Source organism: Lactiplantibacillus paraplantarum (assembly GCF_003641145.1).
In the GTDB taxonomy this organism is placed as follows: domain Bacteria; phylum Bacillota; class Bacilli; order Lactobacillales; family Lactobacillaceae; genus Lactiplantibacillus; species Lactiplantibacillus paraplantarum.
The window spans coordinates 1,007,328-1,025,631 of record NZ_CP032744.1; the positions used below are offsets into that span (position 1 = coordinate 1,007,328).

Consider the following 18,304-nt stretch of genomic DNA (forward strand, 5'->3'; position numbering starts at 1 on the left):
ATTAAATGGCAGAATCTAACGCAACTCAGGTCATCTTAACCGATGATGGCATTAAGATTATCAATGCTCAAAATACAGCTGATAGTGCAGCTAGTCAGGCAGAAAATGCTAATAGTGCCACTTTAATCGCACAGTCAACAGCTAATGCTGCTAAATCAGCCGCAGATAGTACCTACGATTATGCTAGCTCTGAAATGGCCGTACATTCAATGGCTACCGCTAAGGCTCAAAGTGCAGCTGATAATGCCTTTAGCCAAGCTCAAACAGTTTTTAGTCAAGCCGATTCAGAAATAGCCGTACAGTCTACAGCTACCGCTAAAGCTCAGAGTACGGCTGATAATGCATTTAGCCAAGCGACTACAGCAATAGATAATGGTCAAGCAGTTAGTCAAGCAGTGACAGCCTTAAAAGATGGTTCCACGCTAACGATTGCGGAACTAGGAAATGGACTAGCTACAAAGGTCGCTAACTCAGACTATGCTAGTTACCAAACACAGACAGCTAGTCAAATTGCTAGCAAAGTTGATAATGGTGCTTTCTCAGCTTATCAAACGCAGACTGCTGACTTGATAGCTCAAAAGGTAGCCACTAGTGACTTCTCAGCCTACCAAGCTACAACCGCTAAGTCGATTGATAATAAGGTATCGTCTAACGACTTTAACACGTACAAAACCCAAACTGCTGACTTGATTGATGACAAGGTTTCTAGTTCACAATATAGCTCTGACAAGACACAAACGGCTAGTCAAATAGCGGATAGGGTAAGTAATAGTGCTTTTTCAACTTATCAAACACAAACTGCTAGTCAGATAGCCCAGAAAGTTGATAATGGCACCTTCTCAGCTTACCAAACAACTACTGCTGACTTGATTGCCAGCAAAGTAGCTACTAAGGATTTCTCGGCTTATCAAGCTACAACCGCTAAGTCGATTGATAGTAAGGTAGAGTCTAGTGATTTTAACACGTACAAGACACAGACTGATAAATTAATTTCTAGCAAGGTTTCCACTGTTGATTTTAACAACCTAGCGATAAGCAATCGTAACTTAGCACTTGGAACGGCAACAGCGTTCAAAATGACTGGTAACGGTGCAGGAAACAACGCGGTACACATGTATTCACTATCTAACACGATAGCAAAAGGAACTACTATTACGATAGCTTTTGATATTACATCAACAAACGCAACGGGTTTCTACAATGCGCAATTGTTAGGTGGTTCGTGGCAGGGTTCTGGTGCTGCAATACCATTGACTTCTGGAACACAACATCAATCATATACTATCACAACAAGCGCTGACTATTCAGACGGAATTCAAATGCGGTTAGATGGCTCAACTTCAACGGTAACTGTTTCCAACTTAATTATCTCTAAATCTTCAAAAGAGGTAGGTTGGAATCCAGCACCTGAAGACCAAGCTACACAGTCTCAAATCACACAATTAAGTGGTGATATTAACCTTAGAGTTACTAAGGGCGACTTAATTGATGAAATTAATCTTCAAGCCGGTAACACCCTAATTTCATCTAGCGGTCAGTTAACACTAGCCGCTGACACGATTTATTTTGATACTAAGAAACCAGTTATAATTCCTAGTGCTAATATCACGGGGACGTTAACGGGTAAAAACATCAATCTAGATATTAATGGACTGATTAATTCGCCATATACTGGTATTGAACAGTCTGCTGATCAATACTACCATCCATGGAAGTTGAACACAGGCCAGTTAACAATCGGCCAGGGATATATAACTTCTGTATCATCTGGAACACGTAGCATCAATGGTGTTCCTAAACAGTTCAATTCTTTGCAAGGAACCTTATCGGCAAGCTACTTAAAGTTCACCAATGACTATGGTGCTCGTACTTATATTGACGCAGATATGTTTACCTATTCTAATCAGACGAATGATACAGCTATGGTTGCAATTAGCGCTGGTGGCATTGGAATCAATATGGGAACACCACATGCCCCAGCGTTAACTATTAGTAATGGCTATATTGACGCATCATCATCTTCATCATATGGTGTATTTGGTGCTATAACTTTAGGTTATACTGCTCAAACCATCAACTCTGATAGCAGTATTTTCTTTGAAAGCGGCCATGGTAGTGGCAATCCAGGTATCAATATCTGGGCTAAAGGTTTCCAATCATTGTCATCAAGACTATCAACTAAGCGTCAAGTAAGATTGTTGGATGATGAGCACTCGAATAGTTTGTTGCTTGGAGCTGACACGGCAACCTTCAAATATAATCAAGACACCAATGCTGACAATCCTAATGAAGGTGTCATCATTGATGATGTCAACACATCGAAACAATATAGCTTACCAAATGAGCTTATGACTCGGGATGGTAAAGCGCCAACAGACTTAATGAGTTTCATTGCTAGGGTAATCAGTCAAAACAAATATCAAGCACGTCTAATTGAAGATTTGCAAATTAGATTAAGAAAGGTCGAAATTAAAAATGAATAATAATTATTATTATGTTTCAAAAACAGAGCCTGTTAGAAATGGTGATGGGACTAATGTTTACTTTACGTTTTCCTACCCTGATGGTGGTTCTCAGTTGAATGGAAATGTAAAACTAACTAATAAAGAATATATTGAGGCTTTGGAAAACGGCACTGATGACGATATGTATTCAGGGTTGTATAAAGCGATTAAAGCCAAAATTATTGAGATTAACACAGCTGTCACGACTACGACAACGACTGCAAAGGAGGCTTAATATATGAATGTCGATGCACAGGCTTTGATTAACAAGCTGACGAGTAACTATGCCCAAGCGATTGCCCTTAAAGACCAGCAATTAGCGATGGCTCAAGTTCAAATTGACCAGCTTAATGCTAAGTTGGCCGAGAAGGAGGCGCCTAAAGATGGCGAAAACGCTTAGTTTTACTGATATGTCCCCACGGACGGTTAAAATCGGTGATACGACTACCAGTTTCACGTTAATTTGTGGCAATGATAATGTGGCAACGGACTTAACTAAAGTCACTTCAATTACCGTTAAATTGGGCAATACTAGTGGCTATCTTAAATCGGCCACAGTTGACCCAGCTAGTTTAACAGACCCAACGACTGGTCAAGTTACCGTTAACTTTACTGCTGACTTGATGACTAGTTTACCAGCTGGTAGCTATTCAATCGAAGTATGGGTGGTTGATAGTACCGGGACGTCAATCTACCCTAGTGATGGGTCAACCGGGTTTACTATTACCAATAACATTCAAAGCGCCAATGGCAGCACGATTACAACCATTACTTTTGATGATTTTGTGGAAGCAATGAATAAAGCCGCAAGTACTATTGCTAAGGGCGATAAAGGCGACAAAGGTGATACGGGTACTGTTGATAATGCCGGATTGACCACAGCACCAGCTTTTGTTGAGCTTAAAACGCAAGTTGATAATAGTGCAATTGGGACTAACTTATATGTTGACACTCGTGACTTTGATAATTCTTCCGTGTGGAGCACGTTTAATAACTGGAGCAAAACTGGTGATAAATATGATGGCCTAACAGTTATGAAAGGTGCTCAGAACTATAATGGCCTCGGGCAAGCTATTCAAGCTAAGAAAGGTGAAACGTACACTTTTGCAGTCTACGCTAGATATGCAAGCGGGACGGGGACGTCATATATATATTTCAGATTAACTGACGCCAACACCAACATATCATCAGCTGCAGTCTCGTTGGACGAGAATTGGAAAAGAGTGTCTGGGACTGTAACAGTGACTGAAGACGGCCCGATAAATGTACGCATAGAAAGAGGTGGTTTGAATACAAACACCTTGCTAATTGCAGGTCTTAAGCTCGAACGAGGGTCCGAGGCAACTGACTGGTGCCCTAATCCATCAGAAATTTTGACACAATCAGATTACGCAAAAATACAAGCAGCTATTATAGCACTAGGAGGTTCTTTGAAATGAGTTTTGATTTAAGCGAATTTTTAACAGAAGGGTTAATTAGCAGTATTAACAATGGATTGATTCCATCGGACTTAGCAACTGTATACGCTGGCAATTATCTAGTAAAATCACTGATTACCCAAGCTCAGGTTACTCAGGTATCTGATGCAATTACAGCCTACAAGGCCGCACAGGTATCAGCGTATCAAGCACAGCAGCAAGAGGCGAATCGGACGTCTGCGCCGGAAGACATATTAAAATAGGAGGCAGACAATTGAATAAGCACAAATTAAAGGCACTCATCTTAATGGTGGGCGCCATTTTTATGGCCTTTTTAATGGTCAATGTTACCAGTCAGGCTGCTCGCATGGACATGGTCGATGTGTCGAATAACAACGGCTACATGAGCACCGCTGAGTACACATCCATGCGTAACGAGTTCGGTGTTAAGGCCCTCACCGTTAAGATTAGTGAAGGCACAACCTTCAAAGATGGCTATGCTGCTAGCAATATCGCTAATTGTCAAGCGGCTGGCTTATACGTCAACGGCTATCACTTTGCCCATTATAAAACTAAGGCTCAAGCAATTGCCGAAGCTGACTTTGCTGGTCAGGCAGCCAAAGCGGCCAGACTACCAGTGGGCGCAGTATTGGCAACGGACGTAGAATCGGCTGAAGAACAAGGAATCTTGTCACAAGCAACCAATGACCGCAACAATGCCGCCTTCATGAAAGAGATTCAGAAGTTTGGTTATCGGGCCGACATTTACACGTCTGGATCATGGGCTAACAACAAGATGACCATCAAGGGCAAAACAGGGTGGGTTGCTGGCTACCCCTATGTCATGTCTGGTCAGAAATGGTATACGAATAACAATGCCTGGCAATGGTCTGGGTCAGCCCATTTCCGGATTAGTTACGGTGGGTTTGACGTTAGTCAACTTTATACTGATTACTACACAGCTGGTCAAAAATCAACGGTCAAACCGACCAATAAGGATGCGGTTAAGGCCAACAACCAGGGAGCCAACAAAAACACTTCCAAGCCATCTACGTCAGCCAAGTGGGTCAAGGAAGCGAAGACCTACACACTCAAGACTGCGGTTAAGCTGCGCACAGGCGCGTCAACGTCATCAAATGCGATCACTATTTTGCCAGCTGGAACCACGGTTAAGACGGACCAGGCCATTATTCAAGGTGGCTATCGTTGGGTGCGTCAACCACGTTCACATGGGTATGGTTATCTAGCAACCGGCCCGGCAAGCAATACGCTGGAATATGTAAAGAGTGGTGCAACTCATACGTATTACACAGTCAAGTCTGGCGACAGCTGGTGGACAATCGCACAACGCAACGGCCTGAGCATGACTACACTAGCTAGCCAGAATGGAAAGTCAATTTACACCACTATCTATCCTGGCCAGCGATTGGTGGTGCGGTAATGGCACAATACGACGATACAACCAAGTTATTAATGGATATTCAAAAGGATGTGGCCGCCACCAAAACGAAAGTTGAGAACATCGAAGAAAAGCTGAATCAAGTTGATGACATTGGCGATAAAGCGGACAAGGCCCTGGCCAAGTCCATCGAGGTTGAGCACGAAATAGGACGGGTTACTCAGATTCAGAATTGGGTTATCGGTGTCCTAGTTTCCGGCACTCTAGTCACGTTAGTTATTTACATCGCAGAAAAGTTCCTTTAGGAGGGAAAATAATGATTAAAAAAATTAGCTTCAAGAATGCCGACGGAAGCTTGAATGGTAAATTGATCGCTGGGATCGTTTCCTTGCTAATCGTTTTGATTCAACAAGTCTTTGCCATGTTTGGCATTAAGTTTACTGGTGACTGGACGAGTATTGTAGCCGTTGTTAACACGGTTCTAACCATCCTTGGTATGCTGGGCGTTATTACTGACGTTCAAACAGTGACAGCACCAACAGTTAAAAGTGACGAGGAAAGCCAAGTTGAAGCGACGGCTAATAAGGTTGCTGACGAAGTTAAAACACCAACGTCCGCAGTTGCTGCAGCGGATAGTTCTGCATCATCTGACACCGAAACGGCGTCAGAATCCGCCTCACAAGCAGCAAAATAGTGCTATAATTAATCCCCTGCGCTTCGGCGTGGGGGATTTTTATGTATTACCCGCCTAGGAATTTTGGTGCACATTTGGTGCACGCCGTGAAACAAAACGTTGCTATGTCAGTACCTAACCACCGTATACTACTCCGGGTGGGGTCATCAAAATTTTATTTATGAGTAGTGATCATAAATTTAAAAAGCGTCAGAACGTTGGTTTAACAACGCCTTGACGCTTTTTGTGAATTCAGTTTTTTTGATGGGATGATACACAAATAACGTTTCACCAATTATGATGAGATGTTATTTTTCTAGTTGATTTAGTCAAAATCGACATAGTCTTTAGTGACTGTGTAGGACGTAAAGTCTTTATCGGTGGCGAATTTTAGCTGTACTTTTTCATTTTTGTTCCAATTTTCGGTATTAATATACTGTGTATCGGTAGTCACGTTCGACTTATCTTTTAATTTGACTACTGCGGAAAATGATTTAATATCATAGCCCGTAGTGTTTTTGACAGTCGCACTATATTCAATAAAACCAGAGCCATCGTCAGATTTATCGTTGAATTTAATGGATTTAATTAAGCTATTTAAAGCTGTATTTTTGGCTGTGTTCTTGTTGGTTGCATTTCCTGATCGTCTAAGTTCCACTAAATAAGAATTATACTTCTTATTAATTTTTAGATGATATTTTTTGTCTATTTTTACTAGAATAGCGTTGCGAGCATCATATGCTTTATCCCATTTAGTTTGAAAGTCAGCGTCATTATAAGACTTCAGTGCTTTTTTCTGATTTTTTAAACTATTGATGTAAGCGATGGCATTTTCCTGTAAGAAAGTGCTCTTGTACTTCTTAGAGGAGTAGTCCGAAATCCGTGTAAGTTCAGCATTAATAAAAGCCTCATAATCTGATTTTTTAATATCTTGAATTTCAACGGCGTCTGTTAGTTTCCAGCGTGCTTCAAGTCCGCGTTCTAGACTAGCGATAAAAGCTTTGTCGTCGTATTTTGTTTTTGTCGACTTGCTTGACGAACAGCCGACTAGCGTAATTGATAATAATAATGCTAGGATAATACCGGCTAATTTGTGTAGATGATAGTGTGTTTTCATGATGAATCCTCCAGAGTAATGCTATCGTATTAATAATGTGAATTGTTATCCGGCAGTTATGTTAGGATGACGAGGAAAAGTTTCCCCAAGCTTTCCCGGTAGGCAATATACTAAACACTCTGTCGCTATCTTTTTATCGAAAATACTAGTGTTTGTTTTGATACTACATAAGATAGTGGGGTATTTTACATGTAAATTATGGGTAAGAAAATATTAATTTAATTAAAGCTTGTCTTGGTAGTTGTCACTAATTTGTTATTAGTAAACGTGAATGAAACAGATGCCCCCGATTTTCCCTTAATGCTCGTATAGTTGATGATTTGGGCACTTAGCGTACCTGAACCAGAGATTGATTCGGCATTAGGTGTACCTAGTTTTGCTTCGACTGAGCTAAGTGTATCACCTTGCTTGATTCCGTTAACCGTGGCAACTGTTAACTTACTATTTGGCGTTAATGAAGCATTGCTGTAGGCTTTAGCAACTGCCTTACCATCGTAAAAGCTGGCCGTGACAGTTGCGCCACTTAATGTTTTGCCCACATTTGTCCAAGTGTATTGGATGGCTTCTTTATCTAGCCCTGTAATACTAGTCTTAGTACTCTGATCGGGTTTACCAAACATGTTTTTGACCTTAGTCTCATCCGTTGCCGTGCCACTATTAGGTAGTGCGACCTGAATATCTTTATAGTTCGCGAGTGTGATACCGCTACTAATTGATTTGGAACTCGATGTTGACTTTTGGCTAGTTGTCGACTTGGAACTAGATGATGCACTGCTAGTATTACCGCACGCAGTAAGTGTTAATCCTGCTATAAGTGCCACAGTAATGGTGGTGATTTTCTTCATGGTAATTCCTCCAAAATAATTACACCTTTTTATGACATAAGATTGTTGGTCAAAAGATGGTAATTGTACCGAATAGACTTGTATTATAATTTTATAAAATTGTTTAAAATATATCGGAAAGCGCTTACGATACTGCTGGAATTAAAGCAAGATACGGGCGCAGCTACTAGTATTCAAAATTGATAATAATTAACAGTTGTATAAACAATAACTATACATGGATACCTCAACCAATAACTACTATACAGTATAGTAGTGTTAATATTTGGTGGTATTTTCATTATTTTTTTAATAGCGGTACATATTTATACTATAACCATTATTGAAAGCAGATGTATTTTCTGGCCGACTAACTATTATAGGCACTCGCTACCTAACGGGTTATTAAAGTTAAGCGATCTTACTGAAGATTATGTCAGCCGATGAAATAAGCGTTCAAATACTGGTATGATCAATAGCACTTGGATTGGTGGTTATGTGAATGTTTTGAATCAAAAACTAGCAACGTCACAAACAAGTTATAGTTTCATCAGAGCTATTGTGAATGTTGTTATGATTGGCAACCATTTATCAACATGAGATGCACCTCAAGTAATCTTAAGAGCGTATGCTTTGACACAATGTATACAGACCAGCCGTTAAATTATCAAAATGAAGACCAGCAGCGTTTGTTTAGGCCATGTTAACTATGAAGCGAGAAGGCTCATGCCCCTTGTCGATTATTCCCATAAATAGCTGTACAAAAACGCCCGCCACCAGTCACAAATGACTAGTCAGCGGGCGTTATAATTAGTATTAGCGAACGACAATCACGTTACAAGGTGCGTGGTCAACCACGTAACTCGTAGTCGAACCAACGGCCACGCGGTGTGGTGAATTGGTTCCGGTGGCGCCAAGCACAATCAGGTCAATTTCAGGGTGCTGCTTGGCGTAGTCCTCAATGGTATGTTTTGGGATCCCATAACTGATTTCAGTCTTTAAGTTAGGCGCGGACGTGGTGGCGACAAATTGTTGTCGCTGCCGCATGGCGTCCTTTGCGTGCGCGGCTTCCGCATCCAATAGTTCGGATAGCACTGGGTCAAGCGCAGGGGTGTGGTAAGCACTGTCATCGACGACATACAGTGCCGTGAGGTTTGCTTGGTGACGTTGTGCAATGTTGACGGCCTCGGTAAAGGCAGCTTGGGCAGCGTCGGAACTATCAACAGGAACTAGAATATTAGTATAACGGCTTGGCATCTTAACCACCTCCAGTTATCTTTATTATAATTATAATGGATTAATAGCTCGCAATAAAATTAAACGCACCTAGTGGGCAAGTTTCATGAACTAGCGTATATTATAGACAGTAAATTTCTTTGGGGGTCAGGCATGATTAGGCAAGTACAAAAGACGTTATTAAAATTTGAACGGGTTGTTGAACGTCAACGGTATTGGCGCGCATTGCGCGATACGTTAACGTTACTTTTCCCGTTTGTCTTAATTGGGGCGTACGTTAGTTTTTTGAATCAAGCAATTTTTCAGCGTAATGGTTTTTTGAATCATATTTATGGCATCAGTCGTTGGTTTCCAGGTTTTAAGCGGTTGACCACGTACACGACGATGCTCAATCTGAGTATTAACGGCATTATTGCCGTAATTGCCGCCTTTGCTGCGGCTAATTTTGTGGCTCGATCGGCACACCGTGATAATTTACTGGCAGGCTTGACAGCAGCAATTAGTTTTATGATGCTTAATATTAATTATAATTTTTTTAGTGCGCATGGGCAGGCTAGTGGTAGCCGCTTTTTAGAGAATAATTTAGGCACGCAAGGTATTTTTTTAGCATTATTAGTTGGTTTATTGACGGGCTGGTTTTTCAGCCACTTAGCCCGGCGCGCACATAGCCATCAGGAATTAGAGACACAGACTCATTTACTCGCACGGGCGCGCAATAATTGGGTACCGATGGTCGTTGCATTACTTGTTTTCAGTCTACTAGGATATGGACTTAGCTTTGTTAGCAAAGGTGGGTTGAACGGGCTATTTTACGCAGTCTTCACCTTGCCATTCAGCAATCCTGGTGCTGCGATACTGGCAATTGTTGGGGTAGCTTCACTCAGTAACTTATATTGGTTGATTGGTATCATGGGGCCAGTTGATTTTAGTGGTAATAGTGCAACGAGTACGGTTCAAAATTTGGAGTATGCACTACAACACGGTTCTGCGTGGGGCGCGCCTAATCCGGTGACCTTGCATACGTTGTTTGACGCCTTTGCGAATGTCGGTGGTCCGGGGATGACCCTCGCACTATTGATTGCGATTTTGTGGCGTTCACGTAACCATAATTATCGGCTGGTCGCGAAAACCAGCGCGTTACCAGTGTTATTTAATCTCAATCAGCCCTTACTTGTTGGGCTACCGATTGCGTATAGTCCGCTATTAGCCATTCCGTTCTTGTTAGCGCCGCTTGCCAGTATGGTGATTACTTGGTGTGCTTTGAAGCTACAATGGATGCCGCCGGTTGTTTATCCGGTTAGTAAAACCATGCCCGGCTTTTTAACAGGGTGGCTAGGAACTGGTGGCGACTGGCGGGCGTTGTTAGTCAGTCTAATCAATATCGCGGTCGCAACTGCGATTTACTTACCATTTATTTTGTTAGCAAATCAAGTCGATGAGGGGGCGCAGGCGGATGCTTAAACGAGATTGGTGGCGGTGGTTACTCGGGCTAGGCTTGTTGATTGCCGTCTGCTGGCCAGCTTATACTTGGAGTCAAGCTAATATTAAAACGTTAAAAAACACTGGTCGCACCCGGATGGCCCCGGTCATTATGGTGCCCGGGTCAAGCGCATCGCAAAATCGGTTTGATAGCTTGATTACTGAACTGGGGAAGGAAACACCGCAAAAGCACAGTGTGTTGAAACTAACGGTCCAAACGGATGGTTCAATCAAGTACAGTGGTTCGATTGCAGCTAATGACAATGAACCGTTTATCGTGATTGGCTTTGCCAATAACCATGACGGTAAGGCCAATATCGATAAGCAGGCGGTTTGGTTAAATACAGCATTTAAAGCACTAGTCAAGACTTATCATTTTAATCATTTCTACGCATTGGGGCATTCCAACGGTGGTCTGATCTGGACCCTTTTCTTAGAACGCTACTTAAAAGAAAGTCCTAAGGTACACATTGACCGGTTGATGACGATTGCTTCGCCGTATAACATGGAATCGACGAGCACTACGGCCAAGACGAGCATGTTTAAGGAGTTATATCGTTATCGGACGGGGTTGCCACGCTCGCTGACGGTTTACTCGATTGCGGGAACCGAGAATTATACGAGTGATGGGACCGTGCCGTACAATAGTGTCAATTATGGCAAGTACATTTTTCAAGATCAGGTCAAACATTTTACGGAAATTACAGTAACGGGAGCCAATACGGCGCACTCGGACCTCCCACAAAATAAGCAGATCGTTAGCTTGATCCGTCAGTACTTGTTAGCCGAAACGTTACCGAACAAGGAACGACAGCAAAACGCCCAACGGGTACAAAATTAGCGGTTACTGGTCGTTCATGTCGGCACTTAGTTAACAGTGCGCAACTCGGCGAGACAGTGAGTGATCCGGTTGTTCGAATGAAAGGACCGTGAACGCTAGTTGAAGGTAAGTGCCAGCATCGTAGCTGACTAATTCAGGCTATGAAGGCAATCGTTCCAGCCGTTTTAGGACCAACCTTTTGGGGCACGTTTCGACAATATTGACAGAAAAGCTCTGTAAAACTATTTCGGTTTTACAGAGCTTTTCTTAGTATGTTTTTAAGGTAACGCTGGTACTTAATATTAACGATTTGGTTTATTTGTGCTAATTAACCTTAGCGACGATGTTTGACATGGTGAGTGCGGGCTGGCCGCTTAGTGCGGTGATGGTGTGAAGTTTTCGTTCGGTGTTTAACGTGTAGCGTTACGCGAGTTCCCCGAACTCGGAGCGCTTGGGCATTTGTTGCTGGCGTAGCTAACAAGCCGCCACAGATACCTAATATAAGTAACGCTGAGATCCCGTAATGCATTTTCATAATAAACCGCCCCTTTAATTGAAAAATCCTTATTAAGTTTATAAGTAATTTCGGTCAGCGTCAACTTTGGCAGGGTGGTTGACTTTACGAAACGTTAACGGCTTGTTAACGAATAATTCACAAAAAGCCCGTTAATTTGATTGTATTTTGAATCATTTTCCTTTATGGTGAGAGTAATATAAAAAAGGGAGTTTGGCTAAATGAATATTGAAATCTTAAACTCAGCAATTCAAGACTTACATTTCCAAATCGTTTACGATCGTTCCGAAGATGATGAGAATCCTGGTCAAGGCCAATTCAGTTACACGACGGCCAACCCAGATGTTAAGAAGACGTTTGGCGATGACGTTGTGCAAGCACAATTACAAGTGACTTACAAAGAAGAAATGTTTGATCTTTCCGCCACGGTTTTTGCGATTGTTCGCTTAAGTGGTGAGATGGTCGGCATTATTGAACGTCAATCTGATAATAAGTCGATTGAAGATGACGAACAAGCAATGTTGGATAACTTAAACGGGGCCATCATTCCTGCCTTGTCTGCGAAGGTTCGGGCCTATGCAGCACTACTATCAACGGAAGCTAGCAATTTTGCCATCATGCCGGCTGATTTTGATGATAGTCAGCCGAATGATGCTGAATAAAGCAAGTGAGCTTGTCAATTGACAAGCTTTTTTTGTATCATGATGCTTAGTGATTATCATTGTGTAAGCGCTAACAAAGATGCTATAATTAGGTTGGTCAGGGTTGACCAAGCAACGGATGTTGTCATTATGAGGTCAAAAGGTATTTATGGTGACTTCAGCAATTATTGCTTTGATTAGCTTACTGGGAAGCTCAAAGCGGGGGTGACTGTTCAGCAACGGTCAACACACATAGGGGTCTATGGTTATAACACACATAGTTTGGGATCGACCAGTAAGTAAGCACGCCTGGTGGCTAGATTACTTGGGTAATTTAGCCACCATTTTTGGTTGCGTTTGATCAGGGACCCGCGACAAAAAATGAAAACTGTCGTGGTGAAATTACTGTCATTTACAGTATGAAAGCGTATACTGACGGTGAGAGGGGTGAGCGTCATGTTTAAACCAATGGCATCTATTTTTACTAACCATCAAATTGCCGGGCATTACCGAGCGATTGAGCGGGCGCAAAAGTGTGTCGTCCCGTTTCATTTTGAAATTCAGGGACGGGAATATCCGCAACCTAAGCCGGAGCGGAACTGGCTGCGACGACTATCGGGGACGTCGAGTGAAAAGTACGCAATGGTCGAATTGACACCGACTAAAGTTGTACTCTGGTCGCCAGAAGGCCGCAATCTAGGGGAAATGCCGCTCAGCAATGTTCGCCGTATTCAAATCGGGGCGATTCGCTGTCACGTTACGGCTGGTCTTGATCCCCGGCACGCATTTCGGTCCACAATATTTGTGCTAACAGATACCGGCAACTATTATTTTGCTAATTCTGATATGGAAGTCTTACCAGCTATTTTTAAATTCGCCCATGAACACCAAATTCCAGTTGAGGATCCGTTACGATTAATTCCATTATTAAAAGTCGGCTGGCGGGTCGCAGCCGTCACGTTACATGAGACGTATGCGCAACTCGTCGCACACACGGGTTACCCGGCGGATAAGGTCTAGCCTAATTATTAGGGTCGGCGTTGGGGGTTGAGCGGACGCCGTCATATCTAATGGCGATTAATCATATAAAAAGCCGGACTGTCTGCGGACAATCCGGTTTTTATGTGCAATTAAACTTTTAAACTAAGCCTTGAGCAAGCATCGCATCGGCCACTTTAGTAAAACCAGCGATGTTGGCACCGCTGAGATAATCACCGCTAACGTGATATTCGTCGGCAGCAGCAACTGAATGTGCAAAAATATCTTGCATGATTTGCTTGAGGCGGTTGTCGACTTCTTCAAAAGCCCAACTTAATCGCATGCTATTTTGACTCATTTCTAGTGCGGAAACGGCGACCCCACCAGCATTGGCTGCTTTGGCTGGACCATATAATAAGTCAGCCGCTTGGTAAGCTGCAATTGCTTCGGGACTGCTTGGCATGTTAGCACCCTCAGCAACTACTTTAGCGCCATTAGCAATCAGGTTCTTGGCTTGGTCACCACTGATTTCATTTTGCGTTGCGCATGGTAAGGCGATGTCATAAGCAACTTGGGCATCCCAAACGCTGCCTTCATGGTAAGTCGCACTGGCAACGCGGTCCGCGTATTCCTTGATACGACCACGTTCGACTTCTTTGATTTGCTTAACGATCTTGAAGTCGATACCATTTTCGTCGATCACATAGCCGTTAGAATCTGAGCAAGTGATGACTTTACCACCGAGTTCTTCGACTTTTTGAATGGCATAGATGGCAACGTTACCTGCGCCGGAGATGGCGACCCGTTGTCCAGGGAAGGAGAGCTGGTTCGCTTTTAACATCTCGTTAGTGTAATAAGCTAAACCATAGCCAGTGGCTTCGGTCCGCGCGAGTGAACCACCGTAATCAAGGCCTTTACCGGTCAAGACGCCGCGGTCAGCACCACGTAAACGTTTGTATTGACCATATAAGAAGCCAATCTCACGGCCACCAACGCCAATATCACCAGCTGGAACGTCGGTATCAAGACCGATGTACTTGCTCAGTTCAGTCATAAAGCTTTGACAGAACCGCATGATTTCGTTATCGGATTTGCCTTTCGGATCAAAATCAGAACCACCCTTACCACCACCGATGGGGAGACCGGTTAAGGCATTTTTGAAGATCTGCTCAAAGCCTAAGAACTTAACGATACTGAGGTTAACCGATGGGTGTAAGCGCAAACCACCCTTGTAAGGGCCGATGGCGGAGTTGAATTGGACCCGAAAACCACGATTAACTTGGGCATGACCGGCATCGTCGAGCCACGGAACTCGGAACTGAATGACGCGCTCTGGTTCGGTTAGTCGTTCTAAAATGTTGGCTTCGATGTATTCGGGATGCTGTTCTAAGACTGGCGTGATGGTTTTAAAGACGTCGTTGATAGCCTCTAAAAATTCAGTTTGATTCGGATCACGGTGTTCAATGATTTGGTAGACGTGTTGGACATATTCGGTTGCTTGACTCAATATGATCATCCTTCCTTGAATAAGTTAACTATAATCTTAATTCTAATGGTCATGTTCGGAAATTGCACGAGTTAAATCAACTAAATTTTGATAAAATTTTAGTGACTTTGGTCAAAGCGTAAGCTGATCAACGGGATTGATTTGGTTCGGCGGACTAACAATAATTCGCGTTTTAATGCAAATTCGGTCGGGGGAGTGTATGCTGAAAGCATCAAAAAGTAGTGGTCATGTTCAATCAGCGAATGGACTACTCACCAGGGACAGGGGGGATTGTGATGCGCAAACGTCGTTGGTTATTAGGGTTAATACCAATCTTATTGGGGTTGATTGGTATTGGTATTTGGGGATCACAGCAGTTAGGTCAAGGAGCACGGCAAGTCACGCCGAAGACGCTCAAAGTTCAGCAGGCGGCTTCAAAAATTAAACCGGCCACTAAGAAGAAGCGGGTGACACCACAGAAGCGTCAGCCACGGTCCGGACAACTCAGCGAAGCACAGGCCATTAAGCAGATTGATCAGCTAATTAAAAGTCATCATATTATGGGGACGTTACTGCTGACGACCAATGGGCCAGCGGGGGTTCGGATTCGGACGTACGGTTATGCGGATGATGCCGGTCGGATACGCAACACTAAGACGGAAGCTTATCCGTTGGCGTCACTGCAAAAGGCAGTCACGGGGGCCATTATTCAGAAGTTGATCAATCAGGGTAAGTTAAGCATGACAACGAAACTCAGTCATTTCTATCCGGGGATACCATATGCTAACCAGATCACTGTTCGGCAACTCTTAGATCACCGTTCCGGGATTCGGATGGCCGAGATGACGCCGAAGTCGATCTTGCCAACTGAAACGGCGCGGTTGAATTTTACTTTGCGGCATTTGCTGTCAACGGGTAACCATGCGTATGCTTATTCCAATGCTAACTTTACGGTTCTCGCGGGAATCATTCGTAAAGTAACGCACAAGTCGTATCAAACGGCGCTCAATAATGATATCATTCGGCCATTAGGATTGAAGCATACTTATGAATATAATGATATTCCGGGTAACGTGTTGAATCCGTCCTCGTATCGCTTGACGAATGGTCTGGGACAAGGCGGCATTATTTCTAAGCCACTGCAGTCAAGCGAACTTGGTTGCGGCAGTTTGTACATGAGTGTGGGTGATTATTATAAATTCATGTACGCACTCCAAAGTGGTCAGTTATTGGGGTCAGCGGGTTTGCGGTCGGTCGCCGATAATTTCCAGCTCAAATATTCTGCCGGGGTTTATTACCAAGCCGGCCAATTGATCCGGGTTGGTGGTAATGATAATAATTTCCACACCTATTATATGGGGTCACGGAATGCGAAGGTCGCCTTGGTCTTATTTGAGAATCAGGGGGTCTTCGGTGGTGACAATCAGGTTGCTTATAAGATTCGTAATATTCTTCTGAAGACAGCACCGTTTTAGGCGTATTTTCACACTAACTAGGTTGCAGATAACTTACGCTGCGATTGGGTTAGTGTGTTTTTTGTAGTCTGCTTGATAGCCACTATAAATGACGTTAAGCTGGTTGGCGCTATTCGGGTTACAACATCGCCGTGATTAGAGCACTGCCCCTAGTCGATGACGATTAAGTCGCCAGTAGGAGTGTTACTAATGACTAGTGGTGGGCCAGAAATGTTGCGAAAACTCTTAAAATAAGTAAATATTCATCTGAAAAGATGGCGAATAAGTTGAAGTAACGCTATGATGAGGTTAGAAATTAAATGATGCAGGTGAAAGTTAATGACAAAACCAATTAAGGTAATGACGATTTTCGGCACGCGACCAGAAGCAATCAAGATGGCACCGATCGTCTTGCAATTACAGCAGCAAGCACAGTTTGAACCCGTAACGGTGGTGACGGCCCAACATCGTGAAATGTTGGATCAGGTTCTAGCCATTTTCCACATTACACCGGACTATGATTTGAATATTATGAAGCCCAATCAGACGTTAGCGGGGATCACAAGTCGGGTGCTCACCAAGTTGGATGCGATTATGGATGCTGAACAGCCGGATATCGTATTAGTCCATGGCGATACGACAACCACGTTTGCGGCTAGTGTTAGTGCTTTCTATCATCAGATTCCAGTTGGTCACGTGGAGGCGGGCTTACGGACGTGGCAAAAGTATTCGCCGTATCCAGAAGAGATGAATCGGCAGTTGACGGACGTGCTCGCTGATATGTACTTTGCACCGACAGAACTGAGCCGCCAGAATTTGTTGAAAGAAAATCACCCCGATGCGGCTATCACTGTTACCGGGAATACGGCTATTGACGCCTTAAAGCAGACGGTTTCAACGGACTATCAACATGCCGCCCTCAATTTGATACAGCCCGGTCACCGGATGATTTTACTGACGATGCACCGGCGTGAGAACCAGGGGGCCCCAATGGAAGCCGTCTTTACGGCCATCAAGCGAGTCGTCGCGCAACATCCTGATGTCGAAGTGGTCTACCCAGTGCATCTGAGCCCGGCAGTACAGACGGTGGCGAAGCGGATCTTAGGGGATACCGACCGGATTCACTTGATTGAGCCACTGGATGTGCTTGATTTTCACAACATGGCAGCCCGGAGTTACTTTATTATGACGGATTCCGGTGGGGTGCAGGAAGAGGCTCCCTCATTGAATAAGCCAGTGTTGGTTCTGCGGGATACTACCGAGCGGCCGGAAGGAGTTACTGCCGGGACGTTGCAACTAGTGGGGACGAATGGTGATCAAGTTGCGGCCGCCATGACGACATTATTAGATGACGCCACGGCATATCAGCGGATGGCGGATGCTGAGAACCCATACGGAGACGGTCATGCTGCGGAATATATCTTACAAGCGATTATGAAAGAAATTGGTACACATTAAATTATTTACATTTTTGTATAAACAGTGTAATATATGGACTGACATAGTGATAATAATTTTCACTTCTCCTGTAAAGATGTGAAATTAGTGAAGTAGCCGGAGATGGATGCCGCGGGGGTATCGCTGCCGGTTATTTTTTTGTGCTAAAATCTGGACGACTGATGGGGCGCTATTAGCACTACGTACCACTGAGTACCCACTACTTGATTGGTAGCGTAAAGGTGGAGGTATAGTTACTGCGCTGTTGCAAGTAATTGTCAATAACAATTACCACTTGATGGTCTGATTGCCAGCCCCTAACAC

Annotated in this window: 19 protein-coding genes; 14 read left to right on the top strand and 5 right to left on the bottom strand. The window is 43.6% G+C overall.

The genetic code is table 11. From position 1 onward, the window contains the following. Window positions 1-5: 5 nt before the first annotated feature. From LP667_RS04875 to LP667_RS04905, 8 genes are read left to right on the top strand one after another with little or no spacing between them, the layout of a single operon-like run. Window positions 6-2,483, top strand: a complete 2,478-nt coding sequence (locus tag LP667_RS04875) for an autotransporter outer membrane beta-barrel domain-containing protein (protein ID WP_056988440.1) — start codon at window positions 6-8, stop codon at window positions 2,481-2,483. Continuing rightward, window positions 2,476-2,739, top strand: a complete 264-nt coding sequence (locus LP667_RS04880) for a hypothetical protein (protein WP_056988441.1) — start codon at window positions 2,476-2,478, stop codon at window positions 2,737-2,739. The genes LP667_RS04875 and LP667_RS04880 overlap by 8 nt, the downstream gene beginning before the upstream one ends. Before the next feature lie 3 nt (window positions 2,740-2,742). Further along, complete coding sequence (locus tag LP667_RS16700) at window positions 2,743-2,904, top strand: hypothetical protein (protein WP_162985027.1); 162 nt, start codon at window positions 2,743-2,745, stop codon at window positions 2,902-2,904. Then, entirely contained in the window at window positions 2,888-3,943 is a 1,056-nt protein-coding gene (locus tag LP667_RS04885) for a phage head spike fiber domain-containing protein (RefSeq protein ID WP_056988442.1), read from the top strand. The genes LP667_RS16700 and LP667_RS04885 overlap by 17 nt, the downstream gene beginning before the upstream one ends. Further along, window positions 3,940-4,185 (top strand): hypothetical protein, encoded by a 246-nt coding sequence (locus tag LP667_RS04890; RefSeq protein WP_056988443.1) that lies wholly within the window; start codon window positions 3,940-3,942, stop codon window positions 4,183-4,185. The genes LP667_RS04885 and LP667_RS04890 overlap by 4 nt, the downstream gene beginning before the upstream one ends. An 11-nt stretch (window positions 4,186-4,196) precedes the next feature. Next, the gene (locus tag LP667_RS04895) at window positions 4,197-5,363 is read left to right on the top strand and encodes a GH25 family lysozyme (RefSeq protein WP_244926170.1); all 1,167 of its coding nucleotides are present in this window, start codon (window positions 4,197-4,199) and stop codon (window positions 5,361-5,363) included. Then, a complete protein-coding gene (locus LP667_RS04900) occupies window positions 5,363-5,626 on the top strand; it encodes a hemolysin XhlA family protein (protein ID WP_056988591.1) in 264 nt (87 codons plus the stop codon). The genes LP667_RS04895 and LP667_RS04900 overlap by 1 nt, the downstream gene beginning before the upstream one ends. An 11-nt stretch (window positions 5,627-5,637) precedes the next feature. Continuing rightward, entirely contained in the window at window positions 5,638-6,015 is a 378-nt protein-coding gene (locus LP667_RS04905; protein ID WP_056988592.1) for a phage holin, read from the top strand. A 304-nt stretch (window positions 6,016-6,319) separates the two neighbouring features. On the opposite strand, the gene LP667_RS04910 is transcribed toward LP667_RS04905, so the two are convergent. The 3 genes from LP667_RS04910 to LP667_RS04920 all read right to left on the bottom strand — a co-directional run bounded on the left by LP667_RS04910 (window position 6,320) and on the right by LP667_RS04920 (window position 9,192). Continuing rightward, window positions 6,320-7,111, bottom strand: a complete 792-nt coding sequence (locus tag LP667_RS04910) for an FxLYD domain-containing protein (protein ID WP_021730639.1) — start codon at window positions 7,109-7,111, stop codon at window positions 6,320-6,322. Window positions 7,112-7,329: 218 nt separating this feature from the next. Next, on the bottom strand, window positions 7,330-7,956 hold the full coding sequence (locus tag LP667_RS04915) for a DUF3862 domain-containing protein (protein WP_021730638.1): 627 nt from the start codon (window positions 7,954-7,956) through the stop codon (window positions 7,330-7,332). A gap of 795 nt (window positions 7,957-8,751) precedes the next feature. After that, window positions 8,752-9,192: a universal stress protein gene (locus tag LP667_RS04920; protein WP_021730636.1), complete on the bottom strand. Its 441-nt coding sequence runs from the start codon at window positions 9,190-9,192 to the stop codon at window positions 8,752-8,754. A gap of 132 nt (window positions 9,193-9,324) precedes the next feature. On the opposite strand from LP667_RS04920, the gene LP667_RS04925 reads away from it, so the two are divergent. Further along, on the top strand, window positions 9,325-10,632 hold the full coding sequence (locus LP667_RS04925) for a PTS transporter subunit EIIC (RefSeq protein WP_021730635.1): 1,308 nt from the start codon (window positions 9,325-9,327) through the stop codon (window positions 10,630-10,632). Further along, window positions 10,625-11,491, top strand: a complete 867-nt coding sequence (locus tag LP667_RS04930) for an alpha/beta hydrolase (protein WP_021730634.1) — start codon at window positions 10,625-10,627, stop codon at window positions 11,489-11,491. Before LP667_RS04925 ends, LP667_RS04930 begins: the two co-directional genes overlap by 8 nt. A gap of 313 nt (window positions 11,492-11,804) precedes the next feature. Here LP667_RS04930 and LP667_RS04935 read toward each other — a convergent pair whose 3' ends face one another. Further along, entirely contained in the window at window positions 11,805-12,005 is a 201-nt protein-coding gene (locus tag LP667_RS04935; RefSeq protein ID WP_033609289.1) for a hypothetical protein, read from the bottom strand. A 200-nt stretch (window positions 12,006-12,205) separates the two neighbouring features. Here LP667_RS04935 and LP667_RS04940 point away from each other — a divergent pair, with 200 nt between their 5' ends. Both LP667_RS04940 and LP667_RS04945 read left to right on the top strand, forming a co-directional pair. Next, a complete protein-coding gene (locus LP667_RS04940; protein ID WP_021730633.1) occupies window positions 12,206-12,646 on the top strand; it encodes a hypothetical protein in 441 nt (146 codons plus the stop codon). Window positions 12,647-13,081: 435 nt separating this feature from the next. Beyond that, a complete protein-coding gene (locus tag LP667_RS04945) occupies window positions 13,082-13,645 on the top strand; it encodes a hypothetical protein (RefSeq protein WP_056988593.1) in 564 nt (187 codons plus the stop codon). A gap of 118 nt (window positions 13,646-13,763) precedes the next feature. On the opposite strand, the gene gdhA is transcribed toward LP667_RS04945, so the two are convergent. Then, the gene (gene gdhA / locus LP667_RS04950) at window positions 13,764-15,119 is read right to left on the bottom strand and encodes an NADP-specific glutamate dehydrogenase (RefSeq protein WP_171284604.1); all 1,356 of its coding nucleotides are present in this window, start codon (window positions 15,117-15,119) and stop codon (window positions 13,764-13,766) included. A gap of 263 nt (window positions 15,120-15,382) precedes the next feature. Between gdhA and LP667_RS04955 the strand changes: the two genes are divergently transcribed. Next, a complete protein-coding gene (locus LP667_RS04955) occupies window positions 15,383-16,564 on the top strand; it encodes a serine hydrolase domain-containing protein (protein WP_033609291.1) in 1,182 nt (393 codons plus the stop codon). Between the two features lie 318 nt (window positions 16,565-16,882). Further along, window positions 16,883-18,001: a non-hydrolyzing UDP-N-acetylglucosamine 2-epimerase gene (wecB, locus tag LP667_RS04960; RefSeq protein WP_021730629.1), complete on the top strand. Its 1,119-nt coding sequence runs from the start codon at window positions 16,883-16,885 to the stop codon at window positions 17,999-18,001. Window positions 18,002-18,304: the final 303 nt, after the last annotated feature.